This window comes from Propionispora sp. 2/2-37, assembly GCF_001298735.1.
In the GTDB taxonomy this organism is placed as follows: domain Bacteria; phylum Bacillota; class Negativicutes; order Propionisporales; family Propionisporaceae; genus Propionispora.
On the sequence record NZ_CYSP01000009.1, the window covers coordinates 32,505 to 58,801 of the forward strand.

Genomic DNA, 26,297 nt, shown 5'->3' on the forward strand with positions numbered 1-26,297 from the left:
AGGATTTGGCTATTCAAACATCGCCGTTTGCTAGAATCTTAAAATATAGTGATATCTTAATTGCACTTGCCATCATCACTATTGTTGTGATGATGATTATTCCATTGCCGCCGCTGCTTTTAGACCTGTTTTTATCACTTAATATTACCTTGGGATTGGTTATTGTCATGGTGGCCGTATATACGGTTAATCCGCTGGATTTTTCTGTTTTTCCCTCGTTGCTTCTTATCACCACTTTATTTCGTCTGGCGCTGAATGTTTCTTCCACACGGTTAATCCTGCTGGACGGGTACGCCGGTGATGTGATCCTGGCGTTTGGTAATTTTGTGGTTGGCGGTAATGCGGTAATTGGCTTTATTATTTTCGTTGTATTGATCATTATCCAATTTATTGTTATTACTAAAGGGGCGGAACGGGTTGCTGAAGTTGCCGCACGCTTTACGCTGGACGCTATGCCTGGCAAGCAGATGAGTATTGATGCCGATTTGAACGCCGGCCTGATTACGGATGCCGAGGCGCGTCAGCGAAGAAAAAACATACAACAGGAAGCTGATTTTTATGGAGCCATGGATGGTGCCAGTAAGTTCGTAAAGGGAGATGCCATTGCCGCCATCATCATTATTATAATTAACATTGTCGGCGGTTTTGTTATTGGTATGTGGCAGCGGAATATGGATGTTTTGCAAGCTTTGCAGAACTATACCTTGCTGACAGTTGGTGAAGGTCTGGTTAATCAGATACCGGCTCTTTTGATTTCCACCGCTACCGGTATTGTGGTAACTCGGGCGGCATCCGAATCCAACCTGGGGCATGATCTCTCCAGCCAAATATTTGCAAATTCAAGGGTATTCTTTATTGTTGCCGGAGTATTGGCTCTATTGGGGGTGGTTCCGGGATTGCCGGGTATTCCGTTTTTGGTGCTTGCAGCGATTCTTTTTTCCATTGGCTATGTCTTGCACCGTAATGTGAAAACAAAAGCGGCAGCGGAAGTTAATAATCAGGAGGAAAAGGAAAAAGAGGAAGTTCGCAAACCCGAAAATATTGTTTCGTTGTTGCAGGTGGATCCCATGGAACTGGAGATTGGCTACAGCCTGATTCCAATGGTTGACGTCGGACAGGGCGGTGATTTACTGGATCGTGTTGTAATGATTCGCCGGCAGTGTGCATTGGAACTGGGGCTGGTAGTTCCGACCATCCGGATTCGCGATAATATTCAGTTAAAGCCCAACGTGTATATTATAAAATTAAGAGGGATTGAGATAGCCAAGGGAGAATTACTGCTTGATCACTATTTGGCAATGAATCCAGGGACTGTGTTTGAAGAGATGTCTGGAGTCCAGACGGTTGAGCCGGCTTTTGGCCTTCCGGCATTATGGATTCAGGAAACTGAACGTGAAAAAGCGGAGTTGGCTGGGTATACAGTTGTTGATCCGGTCTCGGTTTTGGCTACACACTTGACGGAAGTTATTAAAAACTTCTCCTTTGAAATTTTGGGCAGACAAGAAGTTCAGACTTTAATTGACGGTGTTAAACAAAATAATGCTGCTTTAGTCGAAGAACTGGTTCCGAATCTTTTATCGATTGGGGAAATACAGAAGGTTTTAGCAAATCTTTTGCGAGAACGTATTTCTATCCGTGATATGGTAACGATTCTGTCAACACTCTGCGACTATGCCGGTTTAAGCAAAGACACGGAAGTGTTGTCGGAGTATGTGCGCCATTCCCTGGCTCGTCAGATTTCCCGCCAGCATGCGCCTAGTAATACATTAGCTTGTCTGACAATTGACCCGCAACTGGAAAATAAAATTTCATCTTCGGTACAACGCACGGAACGGGGATCTTTTGTGGCACTAGACCCCAAGGAAATGCAGTCTTTGGTGAAGAATTTGAATACTGAGCTGATGAAATTGACTAATATGGGATATCCGCCTTTGGTTTTGGTCAGTCCCGCCGTCCGTTTATATTTTCGTAAATTGACGGAACGGGTTGCACCTACGCTTACAGTTCTTTCTTATGCCGAATTGGAACCCAAAGTAGAGATTCAGGCGTTAGGGATGGTGAAGTTATAATTGAAAGTGAAAATTTTTACCGCTGCGTCAATGCAGGAAGGTATGGCTCAGATAAAGAATGAATTGGGCCGGGACGCTGTAATTTTGCATACCCGGCCTTTGCGTAAAGGCGGAGTTTTTGGTTTTTTTAGCAAGAAGATTATTGAGATTACTGCTGCCGTGGAATCGGCACCTGAACCAAAACCGGTGATTAAAAAACAGCCAATTATAGAATCGCGCAATCCCAGTGAGACACAAATTACGGCCGTACAGCTTGAACTTGGCAACATGCGCAAAATGTTGGAACAGGTTCTGCATAAAATACCGGCGGCAGCAGAACCGCGTTCGCCTTTGTGCGGTTTGCTGGAGAAAAATGACATAGATCATCACGTTGCTGAAAAACTCCTTAATGATTTGATAAGCGAAGGTCATAGTTACAGTCCGGACTCGATTAAAGCAGAGCAGGTTTTGCTTGATCGTTTAGGTGCTTGCCTGCAGCGGGTGGAAGAAATCAAGGTGACGCCTGGCACTACGAAGACAGTTGCCTTTATCGGCCCTACCGGTGTGGGGAAAACCACAACGATAGCTAAGTTAGCGGCGAATTTCGTGATCAAAGAGGGGCGTAAAGTAGCGTTAATTACAGCTGATACCTATCGTATTTCGGCTGTCGAGCAGCTAAAAACCTATGCGGATATTATTGGTGTTCCATTGGATATCGTTTACACCCCGGACGAATTGAAGGGTGCTATGTACCGTCATCAAGACAAAGATCTGCTCTTTGTGGATACAGCCGGGCGAAGCCCTAAAAATCAGTATCAGTTGGCAGAACTTCAGGCATTGCTTGAGACGGATCCATATATTGAAACCCATCTGGTATTAAGCATGACAACGAAGTATAAGGATGCGCTGGATATTGTACGTAAATTTTCCTGTTGCTCACCACAGAAATTTCTTTTTACCAAGGTAGACGAAACCAGCAACATCGGAACAATGCTTAATCTGCTATATCAGTTTCCGGTTGCTCTTTCTTATGTAACTACCGGGCAGAATGTACCCGATGATATTGAGTTGGCGGATCCTGGAAAGTTGGTCAGTATGATCTTAAAGGAGTAACTATGCGGGATCAAGCAGAAAGGTTAAGACAAATTGTACAACAAAACCGTTATGCCGCTGGTACGTTAAAATATTCGGGAATGAAGTCCAGTACCCGTGTGATTGCGATTACCAGTGGTAAGGGCGGAGTGGGTAAAACTAATTTTTCTGTAAATCTGGCTTTAGCGCTATCTAATTTAGGACAGAAGATACTTGTTCTGGATGCAGATTTGGGAATGGCTAATGTAGATGTACTTTTCGGTTGCCCAGCGACCTATAATCTTTTCAATTTAGTAGAAGATCAGATTGGCATTGAAGATATTACCGTAGACGGACCACGGGGCATAAAGTTTTTGTCCGGCGGTTCAGGAATTTATGATTTGGCCAATTTGAGCCAGACACAGTTGCAGCATATTATCAGCCAGCTCAGCTTGCTGGATCACTGGGCAGATATCATTTTAGTGGATACAGGAGCGGGAATTAACCGTAATGTAGTGGAATTTGTCCTGGCTGCCGATGAGGTTATTATCATTACTACGCCCGAACCTACGGCCATTACAGATGCTTATGCCATGATGAAGGTAGCCGGACAACAGGGTTGTTCGGCGCTTAAACTGATAATCAATCGTGTTGTTGACAGGCAAGAAGGAATGGATGCTGTCGATAATCTTATTCACGCTGCCCGGCGTTTTTTGCAATTGCAGGTTGAGCATTTAGGATTTATTTATGAAGATATCAATATGCGTAAAGCTGTTAGGCAGCAAACACCATTGCTGTTGGCTTATCCGGAGAGTGTTTCTTCGTGTTGCATTGAGGGAATTGCACGAAAGTTATTGTATCATGGCGAAATTTCTCATACGAAAGGATTAAGAGGCTTCTTAAGTCGCTTTTTTCATATTATTTGATATTGGCAAGGAGGAATAGTTATTTTTGAAAAAGAAGTATTTAAAATAAATCAGAGATTAACGTTGATCCTGCCAGAAAACTTAAACGTGGATGAATGTCATAGCCGGATTGAGGATATCACAGAGGAATATATGGTTATTGCCATGCCAATGACTAAGGGGTATCCGGTAATTATCCCCAATGGCAGTGTCGTGTTAGGCAGGGTTGTGAGTAAAGGACAGGTTTATCAATTTGAAAGCCGTGTGCTTGGCAAAAGAATTTCCCCGTTGCCGGTATGGTTGTTAACCCTGCCGACCAATATTGTTAAGGTTCAGCAACGTTCCTTTGTCCGTTTAGATATCGTTTTGCCGGCTAAGATGCAGGTTTTAACACCTGATAATGAAACTGACGAGGCAAGTCTTTCGGACAATAGGGTTTTTACAAAAAATATTAGCGGTGGCGGACTTTGTCTGATTACTGGAGAACCTGTTGATATAGGGACACAACTACAAATGGAAGTTGAAATTCCGGAACAGGAGGTTCTGCGTGTTATCGGCCGGGTAGCCAGAGTGGAAAAACCACAGAATGACCGGCAGCTGTTTTGGATTGGTGTAGAATTTTTAGATGTCTCAGAAAGTATCAGAAGCAGAATTATCCGGTTTGTATTTAAGAAACAACTGGAGCAGCGCCAAAAACAGATATAGTTTGATGAGGATGGGGGGATGATGCATGATAAAAATATTAATTGTCGAAGACTCTGCATTTATGCGCAAATTGCTGACCGATGTATTCTCCGCTGAATCTGACTTTTCTGTACTGGATACAGCACGTAATGGCAAAGATGCTGTAGAAAAAGTAAAAAGACTTAAGCCTGATTTAGTTACTATGGATGTTGAAATGCCGGTAATGGATGGATTGACGGCATTAGAGATGATTATGAGAGAAGTACCCACGCCGGTGGTAATGATCAGCAGTTTAACTAAATCCGGAGCAGAAGCGACGCTAAGGGCTTTGGAGCTGGGAGCCGTTGATTTTGTTGCTAAAACTTCGGGACCAATTTCCAGCGTTACGGGTATTCGTGCGGAAATTGTTAAGAAGTGTCGTGCAGCTGTAAAGGCTAATGTAGCTCAATTAACGAAATCCCACATGATAACTGCTCCGCTGCAACTCATTGCAGCTAATAATAACCTGGCCGCAGCAAAACCAACGGTGTATCCGGCAGGGCAGCCGGAATGTGTTGTGGCCATTGGGACTTCAACCGGCGGACCCAGGGCTCTTCAGGAAATTATTACTAAACTTCCAGGCAATCTTCCATGCGGTGTAGTCGTTGTACAGCATATGCCACCAGGTTTTACTAAATCGCTTGCGGAACGTTTAAATTCCCTGTCTTCGCTTACCGTGAAAGAGGCGGAGCAAAATGATCCGATACGGCCAGGCGTGGCTCTAGTGGCACCTGGTGATTATCATATGACGGTGGAAAGTGAAGGCAATAGGAAGATCGTTAAGTTATCCCAGAAGCCTCCTATAGGAGGACATCGTCCGGCAGTCGATCCGATGATGGAATCGGTAGCGAAAGTATATGGCGGCAGGGCGGTTGGCGTTATTCTTACAGGGATGGGGCATGATGGTGCACAGGGGATGAAAGCCATCAAAAAACAAGGGGGATATACCGTTGCTGAAGATCAGTCCACGTCTGTAGTATTTGGGATGCCCAAAGCGGCAATTGAACTGGGAATAATCGATAAAGTGCTGCCACTTCCGGCTATTGCGCCGGAAATTGTTAAGTCACTTTCAAAATAGTAGCTACTTCAATGGAGGTGTAGACGATGGATCTCAATCAATATATGGGAATGTTTTTAGAAGAATCACGTGAACATTTGCAAACCCTGAACCGTTGTTTGTTAGATTTAGAGCAGGATCCCAACGACTTATCGGTTCTCGACGAAATTTTCCGGAGTGCGCATACCATAAAGGGTATGTCGGCAACCATGGGCTTTACTACTGTGGCGGAGCTTACACATGAAATGGAAAATGTATTGGATTTGCTGCGTAAGGGTCAGCTTAAAGCCAATGATGAAATTATTGACACCGTTTTTAAGTGTGTGGATACCCTGGAGCAATTGGTAGAGAGCATTGCGAATAACGATGAGCACGGGCTTGATATTCAACCTCTTATCGGACGGCTAAGGGCATTGGCGAGTGGTGAAACAAAAACTGCAGATCCGGTCGCAGCATCGGGAATTGCCTCTGCTGGTCAAGCTTCCGGTTTTATTTTAAATGATAGTGAACAAGAGGTTGCCAGGCAGGCGTTGTCCACAGGGTTACAAACCTATGGAGTAACTATTTCTCTGCGGGAAGGTTGTCTGTTGAAATCAGCCAGAGCTTATATGGCTATGAGTGCTTTAGAGGAATTGGGGGATGTAATACGCAGCATTCCGCCGGTTGATGATTTAGAAAAAGAAAATTTTGGTCTTAGTTTTCAGGTTATTTTAGTGACTGGTGCGGAAGCGGACAGGGTTCAGCAATTGTTATTAGGTATTTCCGAAATTGAGGCGGTTGAAGTTACTCCTTGCAGTGTTTCTGATGCAGCTCCAGCTGTGTCGTCAGCGCAACCGGTTTCTGAACAGGCGGTAAAACAAATATTGCCGGTTAACCCGGACCCTGCGGCGGAAACGAAAAAAGATAGAGTAGCATCGGTTCATAATAGCGCCGATAAAAAACTGAAAAGTGGTCAGTCCGTCAGGGTAGATATAGACAAGCTGGATAATTTGCTCAATCTGGTAGGAGAATTGGTTATTAATAAGACTCGATTGGAGCAGATCGGGTTAACGCATAGACTGACCGATCTTGTTGAAACAATTGAACAGATGGACCGGGTTACCACAGATCTTCAGGCTGTAGTCATGAAGGTACGTATGGTGCCGGTTGGTCAGGTATTCAACCGCTTTCCCCGTATGATTCGTGATTTGTCACGTGAACTTAACAAAGAAGTCAACCTGATTATTCAAGGGGAAGAAACAGAACTCGACCGTACAGTAATTGACGAAATTGGTGATCCGCTGGTTCATTTGCTGCGTAACGCCATTGATCATGGGATTGAACATCCGGCCGAACGGCAGGCACAAGGCAAGGAACCTGTTGGGGAGGTCCGCCTGATTGCCCGTCATGAAGGAAATAATGTCATCATTATGGTCGAAGATGATGGTAAAGGAATTAATCCTGAAATTCTCAAGCAAAAGTGTGTGTCCAAAGGCTTATTAAGCCAGGCAGAAGTTGATAAAATGGACAGCAATGAAGCAGTGCGTCTGGTATTCCTTCCCGGCTTTTCTACGGCTGAAGTGGTTACCGATGTATCAGGCCGCGGTGTTGGTATGGATGCCGTAAAAAATAAGATAGAGTCTCTCGGCGGTATGGTAGATGTTGAAACAAAAATCAATGAGGGTAGTCGCTTTAAAATCCGTCTACCACTCACTTTGGCCATCATTCAGGCCTTATTGGTGAAAGTAAGCGAGGAAATTTACGCCATTCCTTTAGGCTCTATTGATAGTACGATTAATATAACGCCAAATGAGATAAAAACCATCCAGAATCAGGAAGTTATTCTGTTGCGGGGGCAAATTATTCCCATTATACGCCTTGATAATAGACTTAATATTCCGGCGACTGCTGAACAGCCTCAGGAAGAATTGTTTGTGGTTATCGTGCATATGGGGGAACAACGTGCTGGTATCATTGTCGATAATTTAATTGGCCAACAGGAAATCGTCATTAAATCTTTAGGAAAATTATTAGCTGGTATTAAAGTGATTGCCGGTGCAACCATTTTAGGAAATGGCCAGGTAGCATTGATTTTAGATGTGGGATCATTGATGCAATAAAAGGAGGGATGATGTGCATGACTGCCGAGAATGTTGAACCAAATACAGCTTATTTAAGCAATGAAGTGCAAATGGTAGCTTTTAAACTGGGACGTGAAGAATATGGCATTGATATTCTTCAGGTGCAGGAAATAAAAAAAATGACAGATATCACACGAGTACCACATACACCTGATTATATTAAGGGTGTAATGAATTTGCGCGGGAGCGTATTGCCTGTAATTGACCTGAAAACACGCTTAGGTCTAATGGACCAAGAATATACTGATGATACGCGGATCATTATCGTCAAAGTTGATGAAATTGCCGTTGGAATGATTGTTGATGCGGTATCTGAGGTTTTAGCAATTTCTCAAGAGCAGATTGAAGCTCCACAGGAATCTGTAGGCGGAGTATCCACCGATTATCTTAGCGGCGTTGGTAAAATGGAAAATAGGTTATTAATATTGCTGAACCTGGAAGCAATCATCGGTATGAGCCAGGAGATTAAAGCTGGTTAAATAAAGGAAGAAAACTTGTCAATTTATAAGTGGGGTGGAGGTTTTGTCGGAGAACATTTTGAATTTGTCCGCGCTGCAGTTGGATGCTTTACGGGAAGTAGGAAATGTAGGAGCAGGCAATTCAGCAACAGCTTTGTCGCAGATTATCAATCGAAAGATTGACATGACAGTTCCACAAGTCGCAATTATGCCTCTGGGGGATGTTCCTGATGTGGTAGGAGGGCCTGATGCCATGGTAGCCGGTGTATATCTCAGAGTATTTGGACCGGCTCCCAGCAGCATTTTGTTTTTACTGCCGCGTGAAAGTGCTTTTTATCTTGTAGATATGCTAATGGGACGTGAGCAGGGATATACCACTTCACTTAGTACTATGGACGAATCGGCACTTATGGAGATTGGCAATATTCTAGCCGGTGCTTATCTCAATTCGCTTTCCTATTTTACAAAACTTACTTTGCTGCCGTCCATACCTGCTTTGGCCATGGATATGGCGGGAGCTATCTTAAGTATTATTTTGGCACAGCTAGGGCAAATGGGTGACCATGCTTTGGTTATTGAGACAGAATTTACTACGGAAACAGACGGTGTAAAAGGTCATTTCTTCCTTATTCCCGACCCCGGATCACTTAATACCATTATGGCAGCAATAGGGGTGAAGGGATAATGTCAGAGCTAATAAAAGTCGGTATGGCTGACTATAAGGTAGGACGGAATCCCAATAGCCTAATTAGTTATGGGTTAGGGTCTTGTGTGGGCATTGCCATGTATGATCCAGTGACAAAAATCGGTGGACTGGCTCATATTATGCTACCAGATAGTACCCAGGCACGTTCGAATGAAAATCCCGCCAAGTTTGCTGATACCGCTCTGCCGCTCATGTTAGATGAGATGATCAAACTAGGAGCAGCAAAGTCTCGGATTACCGCCAAAATTGCCGGTGGGGCGCAAATGTTTACTTTTGCCAATGCCACAGATATCATGAAGGTCGGTGAACGCAATACCGGCGCTGTTAAATCGGCATTGAAAAAACTTGATGTTCGAATTACAGCCGAGGATACCGGTGGTAATTACGGTCGGACAGTGGAGTTAAAACTGGATACGGGTATCTATCGTATCAAAACAATTGATAAGGGCGAAAAGGAATTATAAATCAGGGGGGTGGGTATTGTGTACAAGCTGCGTTTTGCCGGTTGCTTGGCGTTGGTTGTGGCGGTCTTAACTTTAACGATAAGCGTCGTTCATGGTGCCAGACCTATGACAATACTCTATCGTACATTTATTTCAATCGGTATATTCGGTATATCCGGATTTATTTTCGGAAGCATTGTAGAGAGATTTTTCGGCCATATATTATCCAGTCTCAGGCCCCAAGAAGATCAGGATGACCTGGTTGAGGGGGTTAAAAAGGTGGAAAGTAAGAATGCCACAAAATCTGTAGACTTTACTCCTTTTACTCCTGAAAATTTGGCGCGCATCGTTAAAGATCAGATAGACTGAAGGAGTTGGGGGATACAGTCGTCATGAAGGAAAGACACCAGAATGATACTGCTGAAATAAATAGGTTGTGGGTAGAATTTCAACAAACTAAACAAATAGATAGTAGAGATAAAATTATTGAATACTATTTACCTCTGGTAAAGTTGGTTGCCGGGCGTATTGCGATTGGGCTTCCGTCCCATGTGGATAGGGAAGATCTTGTAAGCAACGGTTTTTTCGGCTTGCTTGATGCGATTGAACGTTATGATCCGATGCGGGGAATTAAATTTGAAACCTATGCGGTAACCCGCATTAGGGGGGCCATTTTAGATGCGATTCGGGCGCAGGACTGGGTTCCGGCAACTATTCGACAAAAGGCACGTCAATATGAACAAACGGTAGCAAAACTGGAAACCGATCTGGGCCGTTCGGCTTCTGATGCTGAGATTTCTGAAGCTTTGGGGATTACCCTTGCAGACATGTATAACTTGCTTACTCAGTTAAATGCGACCACGCTGATTCCTTTGGAAGAGTTTACGCGGACAGAGACAGTTATTGGTCAGCCAGTTAATCCGTCACAGTATATCGAAGAGGAAGAGGTTAAGGCAATATTAGCTAAAAATATAGCGAAGCTACCGGAAAAAGAAAAGTTGGTAGTTAGCCTTTATTATCATGAAGAGTTAACGCTAAAAGAGATCAGCCGTATTATGAATTTGACCGAGGCGCGGATTTCTCAGCTTCATACGAAAGCAATTTTTCGGTTGCGGGGTGCATTAGCACGCATTAAAGCCGCTTTGCTCTAAGACATAAAAAATTGGGGGATTACATATGTCTGATAATGAACATGCTGTAAATAATTCCACTGATAGCTTTTTCCAAATATCTTCCCGGGAAGACGGTATTTATTTGACGGTATTACCGCTACCGGAAGATGGGGTGCCACCAAATGAAACGATGATAAATGTGGAACTGACAAATCAGGGTATTACAGAGTGGGATGAAGTAGCGGTAAAGGTTGCGCTGCATGAAGCGTCCGGTAAGGCTGTCAAAATTGCTCAGTTGCCTGAACCGGAAACTGAGCCGGAGATTCGGGTTTTTGTTTCCAAGGATAAAATGGAAGCCTCACTTCAGATCGAAATGAAAAAAACGAAACAATCCATCTCGCAAGATTTGGTGATGGAAGAAATTGAGAAAAAAGGTATTGCCTTTGGGATCGATGTTGACATGGTTAAAAAAGCTATAGAGCAGCCAGGTTTTGATATTGTTTTTGCCCGGGGGAGGCAGCCTGTTCACGGGAGCAATGCCGAGATAAAGTATTTTGTCAGAACGGAAAACCAGGGCAGGCCCTTGGAAATGGAAAATGGGCGAGTGGATTTTAAAAACTTAAATCTCTTTACCGTAGTACAAAAAGGCGATCTGTTGGCAGAAAAAATTGCAGCAACGCCTGGCGAACCTGGTTCCAATGTGCTGGGACAACCTATACCGGCCAAACCGGGAAAGGACATGCCGTTGCCCCAGGGGAAAAACACTGAATTTTTAGAGCCTAATCAGATCATGGCCGCTATCGCAGGGCAGGTGGTCGTAGAAAATAAAAGAATTAGTGTAATTCCGGTAATTGAGATTAAAGGTGATGTGGATTTGTCTACCGGTAATATTGAGTTTCTGGGAAATGTTACGGTCAAAGGATCCGTGCAACAGGGGTTTTCAGTTAAGGCAGAAGGTAATGTTGAGATTGCCGGAACAGTCAGTGGAGGTATTGTCGAGGGGAAGAATGTGGTTATAAAAACGGGCATCCAGGGTATGCATCGCGGCTATATCAAGGCTAAGGAAAATGTTGTTGCCCAGTTTATTGAAAATGCGACCGTACATGCCGGTAATGAGGTCCTGGTGAGTGAAGTTATTCTTCACTCCAGGGTCAGTGCTGGTAAAAGAATTATAGTAGAAGGGCGGAGAGGCATGATTACCGGAGGATTTATCACTGCCGGGGAAGAAATCAGGGCACAAACTATCGGTAATCAAATGGCTGTTCCTACAGAACTTGAGGTTGGTGTTAATCCTGCTTTACGCGAAGAACATCAGCAGCTAAAACAAGAGCTAAAGAAAGTGGAAGATAACCTGGATCAAACCCAAAAGGCACTGACGATACTAAAAGCTATGGATCAGAGTCGCATGACTAATGATAAACGGGAAATGATGCTTAAACTGACCAAGGCACAATTTCATCTTGTTGGACAGTTGGGAACTATGCGTAAACGTATGGAACAAATTCAAAATGATTTTGAAGAAATGCGTTTTGGACGTGTCAAGGTAGCCAATATATTGCATCCTGGCGTTAAAGTTATGGTGGGCACTTTGGTAAAACCCATTCGGGAGCCGTTATCGTTTACTACTCTTTATGCCGAAGACGGAGAAATAAAAGTCGGAACCTTTAAATAAACCGTTGTGAGGTGTTAACTGTGAATATTCGGTCGATTGACCTGCAGGTACTAATACCACGGGCAACAGAGGTTGCCAAAACTCAGAATACTTTTGACCAGCAAAATACGGTTAACCAGCAGCAAAGTGCGGAGCAATGGCAAAAAATATCTGCCGATAGGCAGCATCAAGTTCAGAATACCCCTAAAAATGAAGGGGGAAAAATCAAAGAGCGAGGAGAATCACCGTCTCAACACCAGCAACAGCATGCTCAATCCCATTCAGCACATGCCGAGCAGGAAGAGGACGAGGGCATTAAAAGTGAAGATCCTGTGCGTGGACATACCATTGACATTAGGACCTGACGGTGTGAGAGACTACATTCATGGCTATTTTACGGTAAGAGGTGAAAGTATGACAGGCAGCACGGTGGTTACTATAGCGGCGCTTCTTTTTTTTGTTTTTTTTGTATTTTATAAGAGAGAGTTATTGTTGCGGCTTTTTTCAATAAATGCTCAAAAACCGGCAAATGAGTTTCAAGAGCGCTTGGAACAAACAGCGGATGATGTTATACAGCGATTAGAAGAAAAAATCATTTATCTGCATTCCCTGCTTCAGGAAGCGGATCGGAAAATCGCTTTGCTGGAAATGAAATTACGGGAAGAAGAGCCTGCAGAAGATACAGTCTTATCGGAACAGAAACTTTCTGTTATGCCTATAAAAAAAGTGGCGGCGCTATATCAACAACAAAGTAAGACAGCTGAGCCTCAGAAAGCAGTTGATGAATTAGAAAAAGAGGATTCTCCATTGACCGGGGAGACGGACGGTTTCGGTAAAGAGCATATCTTTCATCAGGATAAGCATCGTGTAGTTGTGGCTATGGCTGAACAGGGTTATGATGTCACGGAAATTGCCAAAGCAGTAGGAATGGGTAAAGGTGAAATTATGTTGGTTTTACAGTTGAATAAAAAATAGTTCTTTTTGATAATATATTACAGATAATTTCCATTTAAGAACTTGTTATATTGTGCAAGTTGTGATATACTACTTTTCGGTGTAAATTACACACGCATTTCAATTTTGTACTGTGCCTTGTGGGTGAAAACAAAATATGCGAAGTGCGGCGGAAAATTAACAGGAGGTGACATTTTATGTCAGTAATTTCAATGAAACAGCTTTTAGAAGCAGGTGTACACTTTGGACACCAAACAAGAAGATGGAATCCTAAAATGGCTCCTTATATTTTTACGGAGCGTAACGGCATCTACATTATTGACTTACAGAAAACGGTAAAGAAGGTAGAGGACGCATATCATTTTGTGCGTGAACTCGCTGCCGATGGGCAGAGCATTTTAATGGTAGGGACTAAAAAACAGGCACAAGAGGCAGTCAAAGAAGAAGCCACCAGATGCAACATGTATTATGTTAATGAAAGATGGTTAGGCGGAATGTTGACTAACTTCCAGACAATTCAGAAACGTATTAACCGCTTGAAAGAATTGGAAGATATGGAAGCGAACAATACTTTTGATGTATTGCCTAAAAAAGAAGTTATCATGCTGCGGCATGAAATGGAAAGATTACAAAAATTTCTTGGCGGTATCAAAAATATGAAAAAATTGCCGGGAGCATTGTTTATTATTGATCCGCGCAAGGAACGAATTGCAGTTGCTGAGGCTAAGAAACTGGGGATTCCTATCGTAGCCATTGTCGATACCAACTGCGATCCGGATGAAGTAGACTATGTAATTCCCGGAAATGATGATGCGATCCGGGCTGTTAAATTATTGACCGGTAAAGTTGCTGACGCTGTGCTTGAGGGACGTCAAGGCGAACAGACAGCAGAGCCGGAAGAAGCATTCGCAGCAGCAGAGTAGTTGTATAATATACAATAAAGGTAAGGGGCAGTACAGTTATGTCTCCTTACCTTTACTAGTAGACAGGAGGATTTATCATGGTAACAGCCGAAATGGTTAAAGAATTACGCGAACGGACCGGAGCGGGGATGATGGATTGTAAGAAAGCGCTGAATGAAACCCAGGGAGATATGGATAAGGCCATAGACTTCTTGCGAGAAAAAGGATTGGCAGCTGCGGCAAAGAAGGCAGGGCGTGTTGCTGCTGAAGGGCTTATTGAGTCTTATTTACACGGTGGCGGACGCATTGGCGTTTTAGTGGAAGTAAACTGTGAAACAGATTTTGTAGCCAAGACCGAAGGCTTCCGGACTTTGGTTAAAGATATTGCCATGCAAATTGCGGCGGCAAATCCTACATATGTAAGGCGCGAAGAGGTGCCTGCCGACGTGATTGAGCATGAAAAAGAAGTGCTGAAAGCTCAGGCATTGAACGAGGGTAAACCAGCGAATATTGTGGAAAAAATGATTGCTGGCCGTGTTGAAAAATATTATAAAGAAGTATGTTTGATGGAACAGCATTTTATTAAAGATCCAGATAAGACCATCACACAATTGGTAAACGAAAGTATTGCTAAGATTGGTGAAAATATTTCAATCAGACGGTTTACCAGATACCAATTAGGTGAAGGTATTGAGAAAAAATCTAATGATTTTGCCAACGAAGTTATGGCTGCTGTAAAAAAATAAGAGAACACGGTCTGTGTTCTCTTTTTTTAAAAATGCTTTGTTAATAAAGGAATTATGGGTAGTTTGTAGAATTTATTTACTTCGATGAGGTGACTATATTTTGAATGGCGCAAAATATAAGCGGATAGTTTTAAAGTTGAGCGGGGAAGCGCTGGCCGGAACACAAGGTTACGGTATAGATCCGGTTATTGTAGATTCCATTGCCCGTGAGATTAAAAAAATTAAGGCAGTGAATATTGAAGTGGCCATTGTGGTTGGCGGCGGCAATATCTGGCGGGGGTTGGCAGGGAGCGCTAAAGGGATGGATCGTGCCACAGCCGATTATATGGGGATGCTGGCAACTGTTATGAATTCACTGGCGTTACAGGATTCTTTAGAAAATCATAACGTGGATACCCGGGTGCAGAGTGCTATTGAAATGCGGCAGGTTGCCGAGCCATATATTCGCAGGCGGGCGATACGACACTTGGAAAAAGGGCGTGTCATCATTTTTGCTGCCGGAACTGGTAATCCTTATTTTTCAACAGACACAACAGCAGCGCTTCGTGCTGCGGAAATTGAGGCCGATGTGATTTTAATGGCCAAAAAGAATACCGACGGGGTATATGATTCGGACCCGCGCCATAACCCGGATGCGAAAAAATTCAAAGAGTTGGAATATATTGAGGTTTTGCAAAGAGGGTTGGGGGTTATGGATTCTACGGCTACCAGCTTGTGTATGGATAATAAGATTCCCATTGTTGTTTTTAGTATTGATGAACCCGGTAATATTTTAAAGGTTGCGTTGGGTCAAGATATTGGCACTATTGTGGGGGGAAAGAAATGACTTTGAAAGATAGCTATATTGCTCATGAGGAAAGAATGAAAAGGGCTTTGGACGCGCTGCGCAAGGAATTGGCATCATTGAGAGCTGGAAGGGCTACTCCGGCTTTGCTGGATAAAATTATGGTGGACTATTACGGGACTCCAACGCCGGTTAATCAGGTTGCCAATGTTGCTGTGCCGGAACCGCGGATGATAACTATTCAGCCATGGGAAAAATCATTGCTTGCTCCTCTGGAGAAAGCTATTTTAAAATCGGATTTAGGCCTTACGCCTAATAGCGATGGTACTATTATTCGTTTGAGTATTCCGCAGTTGACTCAGGAACGCCGTACGGAATTAGTAAAAGTAATACATAAAAAAGCGGAAGATGCCCGGGTGGCGATACGAAATATCAGACGGGATGCCAATGACGCCATCAAGAAAATAGAAAAAGAAAAAGCAGCTTCAGAAGATGAAACCAAAAAAGCACAAGAGGATATGCAAAAACTTACTGATAAATATATAAAAGAAGTTGATCAAATTATGGCGGTAAAAGAAAAAGAGATAATGGAAGTGTAATGAATTGGATATGGTGGCATGGTCACTGGAACAAGCTGTTCAGGCACTTGAAAGCGCCCGGATAGAATATGAAGTCATCCTGACAAAGCCTGTAAAAAATGCGGTATTACAAAATAAGTTATATGTAATCCGACAGCAGAACCGGGCAGGTAAATCTGTATTGACCGTTGCTGCAAAAATGGGGAGGGAGGTGTTGTAATGGCTTATACAATAAATGAAGAATGCATTTCCTGCGGTTCTTGTGCAGGTACTTGTCCGGTAGGGGCTATAGCAGAGGGAGAAACGAAGTATGCCATTTCTGAAGAATGTGTTGAGTGCGGTGCCTGTGCGGCGGTTTGCCCGGTTGGTGCTATCATAGCCCCATAAATGGAACCCCCTCGCGAGAGGGGGTTTATGTTTCTTAAGTGTGTATTTGGAGGTTTCTTTGTGTGGAAAAAGTGGTTTGGAAAAAGCAGTATACGTTCAAATGAAAAGATTCTAAATTCGCAAATAGACCGCGCTCGCATACCTGAGCACATTGCTATCATTATGGACGGCAATGGACGCTGGGCACAAAAAAAAGGAATGCCCCGTACCTATGGACATAGTGCTGGAGTGGAAGCCTTGCGGCAAATTGTTAGAACTGCCTCTGACATACAGGTAAAAATACTTACAGTTTATGCCTTTTCCACGGAAAATTGGAAAAGGCCGAAGGAAGAAGTAAATTTTTTAATGAAGTTATTTTCAGATTTTCTTGACAGTGAAATTGATGAGTTAGATAAAAATTGCGTGCAAATCAGGTTTATTGGCAAAATAGAGGAATTATCTTCCCGTTTGCAGTCTAAAATAGAAAAGGCTCGGACACGTACTATGAAAAATCAAGGTCTTGTTCTTAACTTGGCAGTCAATTACGGCGGCCGGGCAGAACTGAAGCGTGCCGTTCAAATAATTGCCCAGGAAGTTCAAAGTGGTAAGCTATATCCCGAAGAGATTGATGAAAAAACGATACAAAACTGTTTGTATACGGCTGATTTACCGGATCCCGACTTATTAATCAGGCCCGGAGGAGATTTTCGGATTAGTAATTTTCTATTATGGCAGTTGGCTTATACGGAGTTCTGGTCGACCAGTGTCCATTGGCCTGATTTCACTCCCGGCCATTTCATTCAGGCTATTGTAGAATTTCAGCAGCGTGAACGCCGATTTGGTGGATTGAAACGAAGGAAAGATACAGATAATATAAAGTAGGTGCACGCATGTTTAATAAAAGGGTATTAACAGCAATCATCGGTATTCCAACTGCCATATATATCATTCAATACGGTCAGTGGCTGTTCGCAGCAACGGTAGCCTTTCTTGCATTAGTATGTTGGCATGAATTGTACCATATGCTGCGTCAGCAAAAAATTGAGCTTGCTTATTATATAGGTTCTGTTGCCATTCTGCTGCTACTGGGGTGTGCCTGGATCGGCAATACGGAAGAAACGATCGGGGTTCTGTTTCTTACCATTTTGGTCGTATTGAGCAAAATGATTATTGGCAGCAGAACCTTTACGGTCAGGCAAGCAGCATTTACACTGTTTGGATTTTTTTATATCGGTATGACTTTTTCCTACTTATTATGGTTACGGTTTATCGATGAGGGAAGGTATTTTCATACCCTGTGGGGGAATGTTTCCGCAGGTACCGTTTATATATGGCTTCCTTTTATCGGTACTTGGGCCAATGATACGTTTGCCTTTTTTGTTGGTTCAGTGCTGGGAAAACATAAGTTATGTCCGGCGATTAGCCCAGGAAAAACAGTAGAAGGGGCTGTAGGCGGAGTTGTGGGCAGTCTTCTTGCTCTGACTATCAGCGGGAGGGTGTTTGCTTTACCTTTAGAGCATAGCATTGTTATAGGTTTATTGGTGGGAATTTTTGCTCCGCTAGGCGATTTGACAGAATCGGCTATAAAACGATTTTGTGATGTTAAGGATTCTGGAAAAGCGCTTCCCGGACATGGTGGAATTTTAGACCGTTTCGATAGTATCATGTTTGCTGCTCCGGTCGTATATTACTATGTGCGTATACTGTTGTTATCCTAAGCATGATTATCCGGTAACAGGCATACATGTCATATTGGCTTTTATATTATTTTCAATGATGTTTCCTCAATAGAAATCAAAAATTAGGAGGAGTTTTATTGTCTATAACCATTATTGCGAGTATTTTTGTTTTTGGCATATTGATCTTTGTTCACGAACTGGGTCATTTTTTAACTGCCAAACTGGTTGGTATGCGGGTTGATGAATTTGCAATAGGTTTTGGCAAAAAGATCTTTAGTTTTCAACGTGGTGAAACTTTATATTCATTGCGCTTGATTCCTTTAGGCGGCTTTAACAAAATTGCCGGTATGGATCCTGATGAAGAACAGGATGAACATTCTTTCTCGGCCAAACCGGTTTGGGCCAGAATGCTGGTTATTGTTGCCGGATCGGTTATGAATTTTGTGCTTCCGGTAGTGCTGTTTGTGATCGTTTTCTTGAGTGCAGGAGTTGATACTGTTTCGGACCAGCCGGTAATTGGCAATATTTTTGCCGATAAGCCCGCGGCTCGGGCCGGTTTGCTGACTGGCGATCGCATAACCATTGTTAATGATACGCAAATTACATCCTGGCGTCAGTTTGTTTCCTTTGTACAAGCTAATAGTAACAAGCCGCTGACCATAGAATATGAGCGAGCGGGAACCGTAGGTAAGGTGCAGGTCATTCCGGAGTATGACAGTAAAGCCAACCGTGGCATCATCGGCGTTATGCCGGTAGTGGAAAATTATCGTCCGGGTGTTTTAGAGTCGGGATACATGGCGGTTTCTCAAACTTACAAAATTGCTGGCAGCATGTTGGTTGGTATTGCCCAGATGATTACCGGACAAGTTGAGGCAGATGTGGCCGGACCAATTGGCGTGGCACAAATGGCTGGTGAAGTGGCGGGAATGGGGTTTATTCCGCTTTTGCAGTTTGCCGCTTTTTTGAGTATTAATTTAGGTTTGTTGAATTTATTGCCTGTTCCGGTACTGGATGGCGGGCATGTGGTGGCATTGGCTGTGGAAGGCGTACGGGGCAAAGCCCTCAACAAGGATAAGATGCAGTTTTTGCAAATGATTGGCTTTGCATTGTTGATGTTGTTAACTCTTGTGGCAACATTTAAGGATATAGCGAGATTAAAATTATTTTAACCCCTTGGGGTTGGCAGTATTGATTGAAAAGGTTAAGAAAAGAGTGGAAACATGCAAAGAAAAGAGACCAGACAAATCCGGATAGGCGCAGTACCGGTAGGTGGTACTGCGCCTATTTCCGTACAATCCATGACGAATACCAAAACTCAGGATATTCCCGCAACGGTTGCCCAAATAGAGCGTCTTGTTGCGGCAGGCTGTGATATTGTACGCTTGGCGGTGCCAGATATGGAAGCAGCAACAGCATTGGAGAGTATTAAAAAAGCAGTTCCTAAAGTACCACTTGTTGCAGATATTCATTTTGACTACCGTTTAGCGCTTGCTGCGGTAGAGCGCGGTATTGATGCCTTGCGGATTAATCCAGGGAATATTGGTGGCGACAGCAAGGTAAAATTAGTTGTCCAAGCGGCGCAAAAAAGCCAAATTCCAATACGGATCGGTGTAAATGCCGGTTCGTTGCCGCTGGACATAGTTGAAAAGTATGGCGGGCATCCCACGCCGGAAGGCATGGTGGAAAGTGCTCTACGGCATATTCGTATATTGGAGCAGCATGATTTTCATAATATAAAAATATCGCTGAAAGCGCATGACGTTGTTATGACCATCAAGGCCTATCAATTGATGTCCGAAGCGGTTAATTATCCGTTGCATTTGGGGATAACCGAAGCAGGCACGGTAACAAGTGGCGTAATTAAATCGGCAGTAGGAATCGGGGCGTTATTGGCTGCAGGTATTGGAGATACCATCCGGGTTTCTTTAACTGGTGATCCGGTTGAAGAGGTTCGCGTTGGCAATGAAATTTTAAAATCCCTGGGGTTAAGAGAATATGGACCGATATTAATATCCTGTCCTACCTGTGGTCGTTGCAATATTGATTTGTCACGGATAGCCGGTGAAGTAGAGCAAAAAATTGCCGGAATAAAAAAGCCGGTCAAAATTGCTGTTATGGGATGTGTTGTTAACGGACCGGGTGAGGCAAAAGAGGCTGATATTGGAATTGCCGGTGGAATGGGTCAGGGAATCATTTTCCGTAAGGGGAAAATCGTAAAAAAAGTAGCTGAAAGTGAACTTGTATCCGAATTATGTAAAGAAATTGATCGGCTTATTGATGAGGAGGAGAAATAACATGCGTATGTCACAACTGTATGCGCCTACTTTGCGGGAAACTCCGGCTGAAGCCGAAGTGGTCAGCCATCAGATGATGTTGCGGGCAGGCATGCTGCGCAAGGCGGCTGGGGGGGTGTACACCTACCTGCCGTTAGCCTGGCGTGTATTAAAAAAGATAGAAAATATTGTACGGGAAGAAATGGATGCCAAAAGCGGACAGGAATTGCTCATGCCAATTATTCAGCCTGCGGAAATGTGGATGGAAACTGGACGATGGAGTGTGTATGGCGAAGAAATGTTTCGTGTTAAAGACCGGCACGACCGCAACTTCTGCTTAGGCCCAACTCATGAAGAAATGATTACTACCTTAGTGAGGGCGGATGTCCGCTCCTACCGGCAGTTGCCTTTGCGACTTTATCAGATTCAGAATAAATACCGGGATGAAATCCGTCCACGTTTTGGCCTCATGCGCGGCCGGGAATTTATCATGAAAGATTTGTATTCATTTGACCGGGATGAGGCAGGACTTGATGAAAGTTATAAGATGATGTATGAAGCATATACCAATGTGTTTTCCCGCTGTGGCTTAAAATTCCGGGCCGTTGAAGCCGATGCCGGAGCGATTGGCGGCAGTGGAACGCACGAATTTATGGTTATCGCCGATTCAGGAGAGGCTGCGATTGTTTACTGCGACTCCTGCGACTATGCGGCAAATGTGGAGAAAGCCGAACTAAACCCTATAGAAACACCTCCTGACGTACCTGAGACATTAACACTTATTGATACGCCGGCGATGAAATCTATCGAAGAAATTACAACTTTTCTGGGAATATCGCCTGCCAACACCATTAAGACAATTGCTTACCATACCGATAAAGGATTAGTGCTGGCCCTCGTACGAGGAGACCATGAAGTTAATGAGATCAAGCTGAAAAATGTCTTGAATTGTATCGATGTCGCGTTAGCCGGTGAAGAGAAGATTACCGGAATCGGAAGTTTTCCCGGATTTATCGGACCGGTAGGAATAACTGGAGTGACTATTGTTGCCGACGCGACTGTAATGCATATGTATAACGCTGTCTGCGGGGCAAACCAGCAAGACAAGCATTACGTAAATGTAAACCCCAGCCGGGATTTTTCTCCTCATTTTGTTGCCGATTTACGTCTTATTAAAGAAAGTGATCCTTGTCCGCATTGCGGCGCTCCAGTTAAAACTGCCCGTGGTATTGAGGCGGGGCAGGTTTTTAAGCTGCATACAAAATATAGTTCGGCTTTGAAGGCAACTTTTTTAGATGAGAATGGTAAAGAGCAACCCCTGGTTATGGGATGCTACGGTATTGGAATAAGCCGGACAATGGCTGCTGCCATAGAACAAAACCATGACGAACACGGCATTATCTGGCCGGCTGCCATTGCGCCTTACCATGCTGTCGTTGTGCCGGTCAGTTTTAAAGATCAAGCACAGGCAGAATTAGCACAAAGAGTTTATGAAGCCTTGCAGGCAGAACAAGTGGAAACGGTGCTTGACGATCGTAATGAGCGTCCGGGAGTAAAATTTAAAGATGCTGATTTGATCGGTTATCCACTAAAAATTACAGTCGGCCCCAAAGCTGTTCAGGAAAATACAATTGAAGTTAAGGTCAGACGCAGCGGGGAAACATTTTATTATCCTGTTGCAAAATGCGTGGAAGGTGTTAAAGAGCTGCTGAAGACGTTATGAACGACAGCGAGTAAGTGTAAAAAAGCGTGATATATTTATATCACGCTCAAATTTTGCTTTTCTTGACTTTCCGCTTCTGGACGGATTTGTGGTAAAATTAATAGTATTGGTGGAATGGAGAGATGGCAATGCATACCTATTGTGTAATACCTGATCGTTGTCGCAATCTGTATGAGTTTATGACCGATATTTCTTTAAGTGAAGAGGAACAGGAAACATTACAAAACGCCCGGGTAGCCAGCGTAGAGGTAAATACGCAAACCAATGCCTGGAATATCATTCTTAACGTTTCAAAACATTTGTCTGAGAAATTATTATATACAGTAGCCCAAAATTTGTGTAGCAATTGCGGATTAAGTTCGGTACGCTTTACTCAAAAATCGATGAATTTACATAAGTATTTGGAGCAAGAATGGCCGTCCTTTGTGGCTAATATTGCCAAAGATACACCAGCTGTAAAACATATGTTGATGCATGCAAGATGGTTTCTGGAAGAAGAGAAACTAACGATTGAAACTTTGGGCGATCTTTCTGGAGAGTTGATGGCCGACTATGGCATTGTCGACGCCATACAAGCCTTTTTGCTGCACAAATTTGGAGGCTCTTACAAAGTGGTGGTCGCGACTGCCGGTATCCAGGAAGATGTGGCCGCTGAAGAAGATTTTCTTACTCCCGAATACCTAGAGGCTTTAACGGAAAGCCAAAACAATGTGGAAAAAACTCAAAAAGAGAGCAGGGTCATTTTTGGCCGCAATATTAAAGGTGAGCCGGAGCCTATCCATCAGATTCAGGATGAGGCGCGCAATGTTGTGCTGGAAGGAGAAATTGTCGCCTGTGAGACGAGGGAGCTTCGTTCCGGGCGTTTTTTACTCACTTTTGATTTGAGTGATCCGACCGATGGAATTAGCGGCAAAGTTTTTGTTGATGATCAAGATCAATTTAACAAACTGGCCGGTTCTTTACAGCAGGGGATGAAAGTCCGGGTTAAGGGTACTGTTCAATACGATAAATTTTCTAAGGACTTAGTGTTATTTGCTGACAGTATATGCCGCACGGATAAAGAAGAACGGCTGGATATGGCAGAGGTCACCCGGGTTGAACTGCATGCCCACACCCAGATGAGCAATATGGATGCCGTTGTATCGGTTAAAAAATTGATTCAAACAGCGGCAAAGTGGAAACACCCGGCCATAGCTATTACCGATCATGGGGTTGTACAAGCTTTTCCGGAGGCACATGAGGTAGCGCAAAAAAATGGGATAAAAGTAATTTATGGTATGGAAGGGTATCTTGTTGATCAGGATATTAACCGGGCTTATCATATTATTATTTTGGCAAAAAACACGATCGGTTTAAAAAATCTCTATCGTCTGGTTTCGCTTTCGCATTTGAAATATCTGCATCGTACACCGAGAATTCCTCGTGCAGCCTTGATCGAGCATCGGGAAGGTCTGATATTGGGTTCGGCTTGTGAAGCCGGCGAACTGATCCGTGCTATTGTTAACCAGGCGCCAGAAGAAGAATTGTTGGAACTTGCTGCTTTTTATGATTATCTGGAAGTACAACCTATTGGTAACAATGCTTTCCTGGTTCGGGAAGGGAAGGTTCCTGACGACGAGGGGTTACGTCAGATCAACCGGAAAGTATGCGAACTGGGGGATAAGCTCAATAAATTGGTTGTTGCTACCGGTGACGTCCATTTCTTAAATCCGGAGGATGAAGTATACCGGCGGATCTTAATGGCTGGTAAAGGTTTTGCTGATGCCGATCACCAGCCTCCGCTGTATTTTCGAACAACAGAGGAAATGTTGGAGGAATTTTCTTATTTGGGCAGGGAAAAGGCCCGTGAACTGGTTATTGATAATCCCCGGCGCATCAGTGAGTGGTTTGAGGAATTTAAGCCTATTCCTGACGAACTGTATTCGCCGCAAATTCCGGGGGCTGAAGAGCAGATACGCTCCATGGCCTATCAACGGGCGTATGAATTATACGGTGATCCTTTGCCGGAAATTGTATCTGCACGCTTGAAAAATGAATTGGATTCAATCATTAATCATGGGTTCGCCGTATTGTATCTGATCGCTCATAAACTGGTGAAAAAATCACTTGATGACGGCTATCTCGTTGGTTCGAGGGGGTCGGTCGGGTCTTCCTTTGTTGCGACAATGACCCATATTACCGAAGTCAATCCGCTGCCGCCACATTGGCGTTGTACAGCGTGTAAACACAGTGAATTTGTTACGGATGGCAGTTATGGCGGCGGCTTTGATTTACCGGACCGGGAATGCCCTCATTGTCATATTCTGATGGAGAAAAATGGACATGATATTCCATTTGCCGTGTTTATGGGATTTCACGGTGATAAAGTACCTGATATCGATTTGAATTTTTCCGGCGATTATCAGCCAGTCGCCCATAAGTACACGGAAGAACTATTTGGCCGGGATAATGTGTTTCGTGCCGGGACTATAGCCACTATTGCCGATAAAACGGCCTACGGTTTTGTTAAAAAGTATTTTACCGAGAAGAATGTTTCGGTCCGGGATGCCTATATCAACAATTTGGTTAACGGCTGCACCGGTGTCAAGCGCACCACTGGCCAGCATCCGGGCGGTATTATGGTTGTACCGCGTGATATGGACGTACACCACTTTACCCCGATACAACATCCTGCAGATGATAATAAATCGGGTACCATTACCACCCATTTTGATTACCACTCAATCAGCAGCCGTTTGGTTAAGCTGGACATTCTGGGGCATGACGATCCGACGGTAATCCGTATGCTGGAGGATTTAACGGGAATTGATGCCAAAACCATCCCGTTTGACGATCAGGCAACTATGAGCCTGTTTTCTTCCACAACTGCCTTACAGCTCACACCGGAAGAGCTTGGCAGTACGGTAGGAACTTTTGGTATTCCGGAGTTTGGCACAAAGTTTGTACGGCAAATGCTGGAAGATACAATGCCCAAGACATTTAGTGAATTGGTGAGAATCAGCGGATTTTCTCACGGCACCGACGTATGGCTCAATAACGCGCAGGATTTAATCAAAGAAGGAACCGCCAAGTTATCAGAAGCAATTTCCGCCAGGGATGATATTATGGTGTATTTAATCCATAAAGGATTGGAACCACAACTGGCTTTTAAAATTATGGAAGGAGTGCGTAAGGGAAAAGGGGTAAAAACGGAAGACGTTGAAAAGATGCGGGCTAAAGAAGTCCCGGAGTGGTACATTGATTCCTGTCAAAAGATTAAATATATGTTCCCTAAAGCGCATGCTGTTGCCTATGTTATGATGGCATTTCGGATTGCTTACTGTAAAATTCACTATCCGTTGGCCTTTTATGCCTCTTACTTTTCCGTGCGAGCAACAGAATTTGATGCTAATCTGATTGTTCAGGGCGAACAAGTGTTAAGAAAACATTTGGCAGACTTTGAAGAAAAAGGCAATATGATGACAACGAAGGAAAAGGGAATGCAGACTATTTTTGAAATGGCGCTGGAAATGTATCTTAGAGGGTTCACTTTTGAAAGAGTTAACCTATACACTTCTGATGCAACTAAATTTCTTATCGTGGGTGATGCCCTACTGCCGCCATTGGCCTCTTTACAGGGGCTGGGGGAAACGGCAGCACAAAATATAGTGCAGGCGCGGCAGGGGCGTGCATTTTCCTCCTTAGAGGATTTACGGGTCCGGGCGCGAATTTCCAAAACGGTTATTGATATATTAACAGAGCACGGATGTGTCCAGGGATTGCCAGAGACCGATCAAATCATGTTGTTTGCATGAAATTTGATCACCACAATGACTTTATGTTTGTTAAGAAAAAGTCAGTTAACCGTAAGAGGTGTTGTAAAAACTATCCTATAGTGGTATAATTAACGGGTATAAATTTGTTTTTACAGCTAAGAGTGGGATGTTAACCCACTCTTTACTCTTAATTACTTGCTTTTGGCCTGCCAATAATAGGGTATAACTGTGTGGGTTATTAGG

General features: G+C 43.6%; 26 protein-coding genes. All 26 read left to right on the top strand.

The annotated features are described in order from the left end of the window. The first annotated feature begins 5 nt into the window (after positions 1-5). The 26 genes from flhA (at position 6) to P22_RS10980 (ending at position 26,093) form a co-directional block, all read left to right on the top strand. A complete protein-coding gene (flhA, locus tag P22_RS10855) occupies positions 6-2,069 on the top strand; it encodes a flagellar biosynthesis protein FlhA (protein ID WP_054260263.1) in 2,064 nt (687 codons plus the stop codon). Between the two features lie 6 nt (positions 2,070-2,075). Then, positions 2,076-3,161 carry a flagellar biosynthesis protein FlhF gene (gene flhF, locus P22_RS10860; protein WP_235814629.1) on the top strand — a complete coding sequence of 362 codons (1,086 nt, stop codon included), beginning with the start codon at positions 2,076-2,078 and terminating at the stop codon, positions 3,159-3,161. 2 nt (positions 3,162-3,163) lie between these two features. Further along, positions 3,164-4,045, top strand: coding sequence for a MinD/ParA family protein (locus tag P22_RS10865; RefSeq protein WP_054260265.1), 882 nt, complete (start codon positions 3,164-3,166; stop codon positions 4,043-4,045). A gap of 45 nt (positions 4,046-4,090) precedes the next feature. Continuing rightward, a complete protein-coding gene (locus P22_RS10870; RefSeq protein ID WP_255351799.1) occupies positions 4,091-4,729 on the top strand; it encodes a flagellar brake protein in 639 nt (212 codons plus the stop codon). A 25-nt stretch (positions 4,730-4,754) separates the two neighbouring features. Next, positions 4,755-5,825: a protein-glutamate methylesterase/protein-glutamine glutaminase gene (locus P22_RS10875; protein ID WP_054260267.1), complete on the top strand. Its 1,071-nt coding sequence runs from the start codon at positions 4,755-4,757 to the stop codon at positions 5,823-5,825. 26 nt (positions 5,826-5,851) lie between these two features. Then, positions 5,852-7,903 carry a chemotaxis protein CheA gene (locus P22_RS10880; RefSeq protein WP_054260268.1) on the top strand — a complete coding sequence of 684 codons (2,052 nt, stop codon included), beginning with the start codon at positions 5,852-5,854 and terminating at the stop codon, positions 7,901-7,903. 17 nt (positions 7,904-7,920) lie between these two features. Next, complete coding sequence (locus tag P22_RS10885; RefSeq protein WP_054260269.1) at positions 7,921-8,403, top strand: chemotaxis protein CheW; 483 nt, start codon at positions 7,921-7,923, stop codon at positions 8,401-8,403. A 43-nt stretch (positions 8,404-8,446) separates the two neighbouring features. Next, positions 8,447-9,067 carry a chemotaxis protein CheC gene (locus P22_RS10890; RefSeq protein ID WP_054260270.1) on the top strand — a complete coding sequence of 207 codons (621 nt, stop codon included), beginning with the start codon at positions 8,447-8,449 and terminating at the stop codon, positions 9,065-9,067. Beyond that, a complete protein-coding gene (locus P22_RS10895; protein WP_054260271.1) occupies positions 9,067-9,552 on the top strand; it encodes a chemotaxis protein CheD in 486 nt (161 codons plus the stop codon). The genes P22_RS10890 and P22_RS10895 overlap by 1 nt, the downstream gene beginning before the upstream one ends. 18 nt (positions 9,553-9,570) lie before the next feature. Beyond that, positions 9,571-9,900: a hypothetical protein gene (locus P22_RS10900; protein WP_054260272.1), complete on the top strand. Its 330-nt coding sequence runs from the start codon at positions 9,571-9,573 to the stop codon at positions 9,898-9,900. A gap of 23 nt (positions 9,901-9,923) precedes the next feature. Beyond that, positions 9,924-10,682: a FliA/WhiG family RNA polymerase sigma factor gene (locus tag P22_RS10905; RefSeq protein WP_054260273.1), complete on the top strand. Its 759-nt coding sequence runs from the start codon at positions 9,924-9,926 to the stop codon at positions 10,680-10,682. A gap of 25 nt (positions 10,683-10,707) precedes the next feature. Continuing rightward, the gene (locus tag P22_RS10910; RefSeq protein WP_072169796.1) at positions 10,708-12,315 is read left to right on the top strand and encodes a DUF342 domain-containing protein; all 1,608 of its coding nucleotides are present in this window, start codon (positions 10,708-10,710) and stop codon (positions 12,313-12,315) included. A gap of 20 nt (positions 12,316-12,335) precedes the next feature. Next, positions 12,336-12,659, top strand: a complete 324-nt coding sequence (locus tag P22_RS10915; RefSeq protein WP_054260274.1) for a hypothetical protein — start codon at positions 12,336-12,338, stop codon at positions 12,657-12,659. Then, positions 12,616-13,269, top strand: coding sequence for a DUF6115 domain-containing protein (locus tag P22_RS10920; protein WP_156318933.1), 654 nt, complete (start codon positions 12,616-12,618; stop codon positions 13,267-13,269). Before P22_RS10915 ends, P22_RS10920 begins: the two co-directional genes overlap by 44 nt. A gap of 176 nt (positions 13,270-13,445) precedes the next feature. Beyond that, positions 13,446-14,171, top strand: coding sequence for a 30S ribosomal protein S2 (rpsB, locus tag P22_RS10925; RefSeq protein ID WP_054260276.1), 726 nt, complete (start codon positions 13,446-13,448; stop codon positions 14,169-14,171). A 77-nt stretch (positions 14,172-14,248) separates the two neighbouring features. Then, entirely contained in the window at positions 14,249-14,896 is a 648-nt protein-coding gene (gene tsf, locus P22_RS10930; protein WP_054260277.1) for a translation elongation factor Ts, read from the top strand. Positions 14,897-14,996: 100 nt separating this feature from the next. Then, on the top strand, positions 14,997-15,722 hold the full coding sequence (gene pyrH / locus P22_RS10935; protein WP_054260278.1) for a UMP kinase: 726 nt from the start codon (positions 14,997-14,999) through the stop codon (positions 15,720-15,722). Further along, positions 15,719-16,279 carry a ribosome recycling factor gene (gene frr, locus P22_RS10940; RefSeq protein WP_054260279.1) on the top strand — a complete coding sequence of 187 codons (561 nt, stop codon included), beginning with the start codon at positions 15,719-15,721 and terminating at the stop codon, positions 16,277-16,279. Before pyrH ends, frr begins: the two co-directional genes overlap by 4 nt. Positions 16,280-16,289: 10 nt before the next feature. Beyond that, a complete protein-coding gene (locus tag P22_RS10945; protein ID WP_156318934.1) occupies positions 16,290-16,478 on the top strand; it encodes a hypothetical protein in 189 nt (62 codons plus the stop codon). Continuing rightward, a complete protein-coding gene (locus tag P22_RS10950) occupies positions 16,478-16,645 on the top strand; it encodes a DUF362 domain-containing protein (RefSeq protein ID WP_054260281.1) in 168 nt (55 codons plus the stop codon). Before P22_RS10945 ends, P22_RS10950 begins: the two co-directional genes overlap by 1 nt. A gap of 60 nt (positions 16,646-16,705) precedes the next feature. Continuing rightward, positions 16,706-17,506 carry an isoprenyl transferase gene (locus P22_RS10955; RefSeq protein ID WP_054260282.1) on the top strand — a complete coding sequence of 267 codons (801 nt, stop codon included), beginning with the start codon at positions 16,706-16,708 and terminating at the stop codon, positions 17,504-17,506. Positions 17,507-17,514: 8 nt separating this feature from the next. Beyond that, on the top strand, positions 17,515-18,342 hold the full coding sequence (locus P22_RS10960; protein ID WP_054260283.1) for a phosphatidate cytidylyltransferase: 828 nt from the start codon (positions 17,515-17,517) through the stop codon (positions 18,340-18,342). 98 nt (positions 18,343-18,440) lie between these two features. After that, positions 18,441-19,472 carry an RIP metalloprotease RseP gene (gene rseP, locus P22_RS10965; RefSeq protein ID WP_054260284.1) on the top strand — a complete coding sequence of 344 codons (1,032 nt, stop codon included), beginning with the start codon at positions 18,441-18,443 and terminating at the stop codon, positions 19,470-19,472. Positions 19,473-19,523: 51 nt separating this feature from the next. Then, positions 19,524-20,597, top strand: coding sequence for a flavodoxin-dependent (E)-4-hydroxy-3-methylbut-2-enyl-diphosphate synthase (ispG, locus tag P22_RS10970; RefSeq protein WP_054260285.1), 1,074 nt, complete (start codon positions 19,524-19,526; stop codon positions 20,595-20,597). Between the two features lies 1 nt (position 20,598). Continuing rightward, on the top strand, positions 20,599-22,299 hold the full coding sequence (locus tag P22_RS10975; protein ID WP_054260286.1) for a proline--tRNA ligase: 1,701 nt from the start codon (positions 20,599-20,601) through the stop codon (positions 22,297-22,299). 128 nt (positions 22,300-22,427) lie between these two features. Then, positions 22,428-26,093, top strand: a complete 3,666-nt coding sequence (locus P22_RS10980) for a PolC-type DNA polymerase III (RefSeq protein WP_054260287.1) — start codon at positions 22,428-22,430, stop codon at positions 26,091-26,093. Positions 26,094-26,297: the final 204 nt, after the last annotated feature.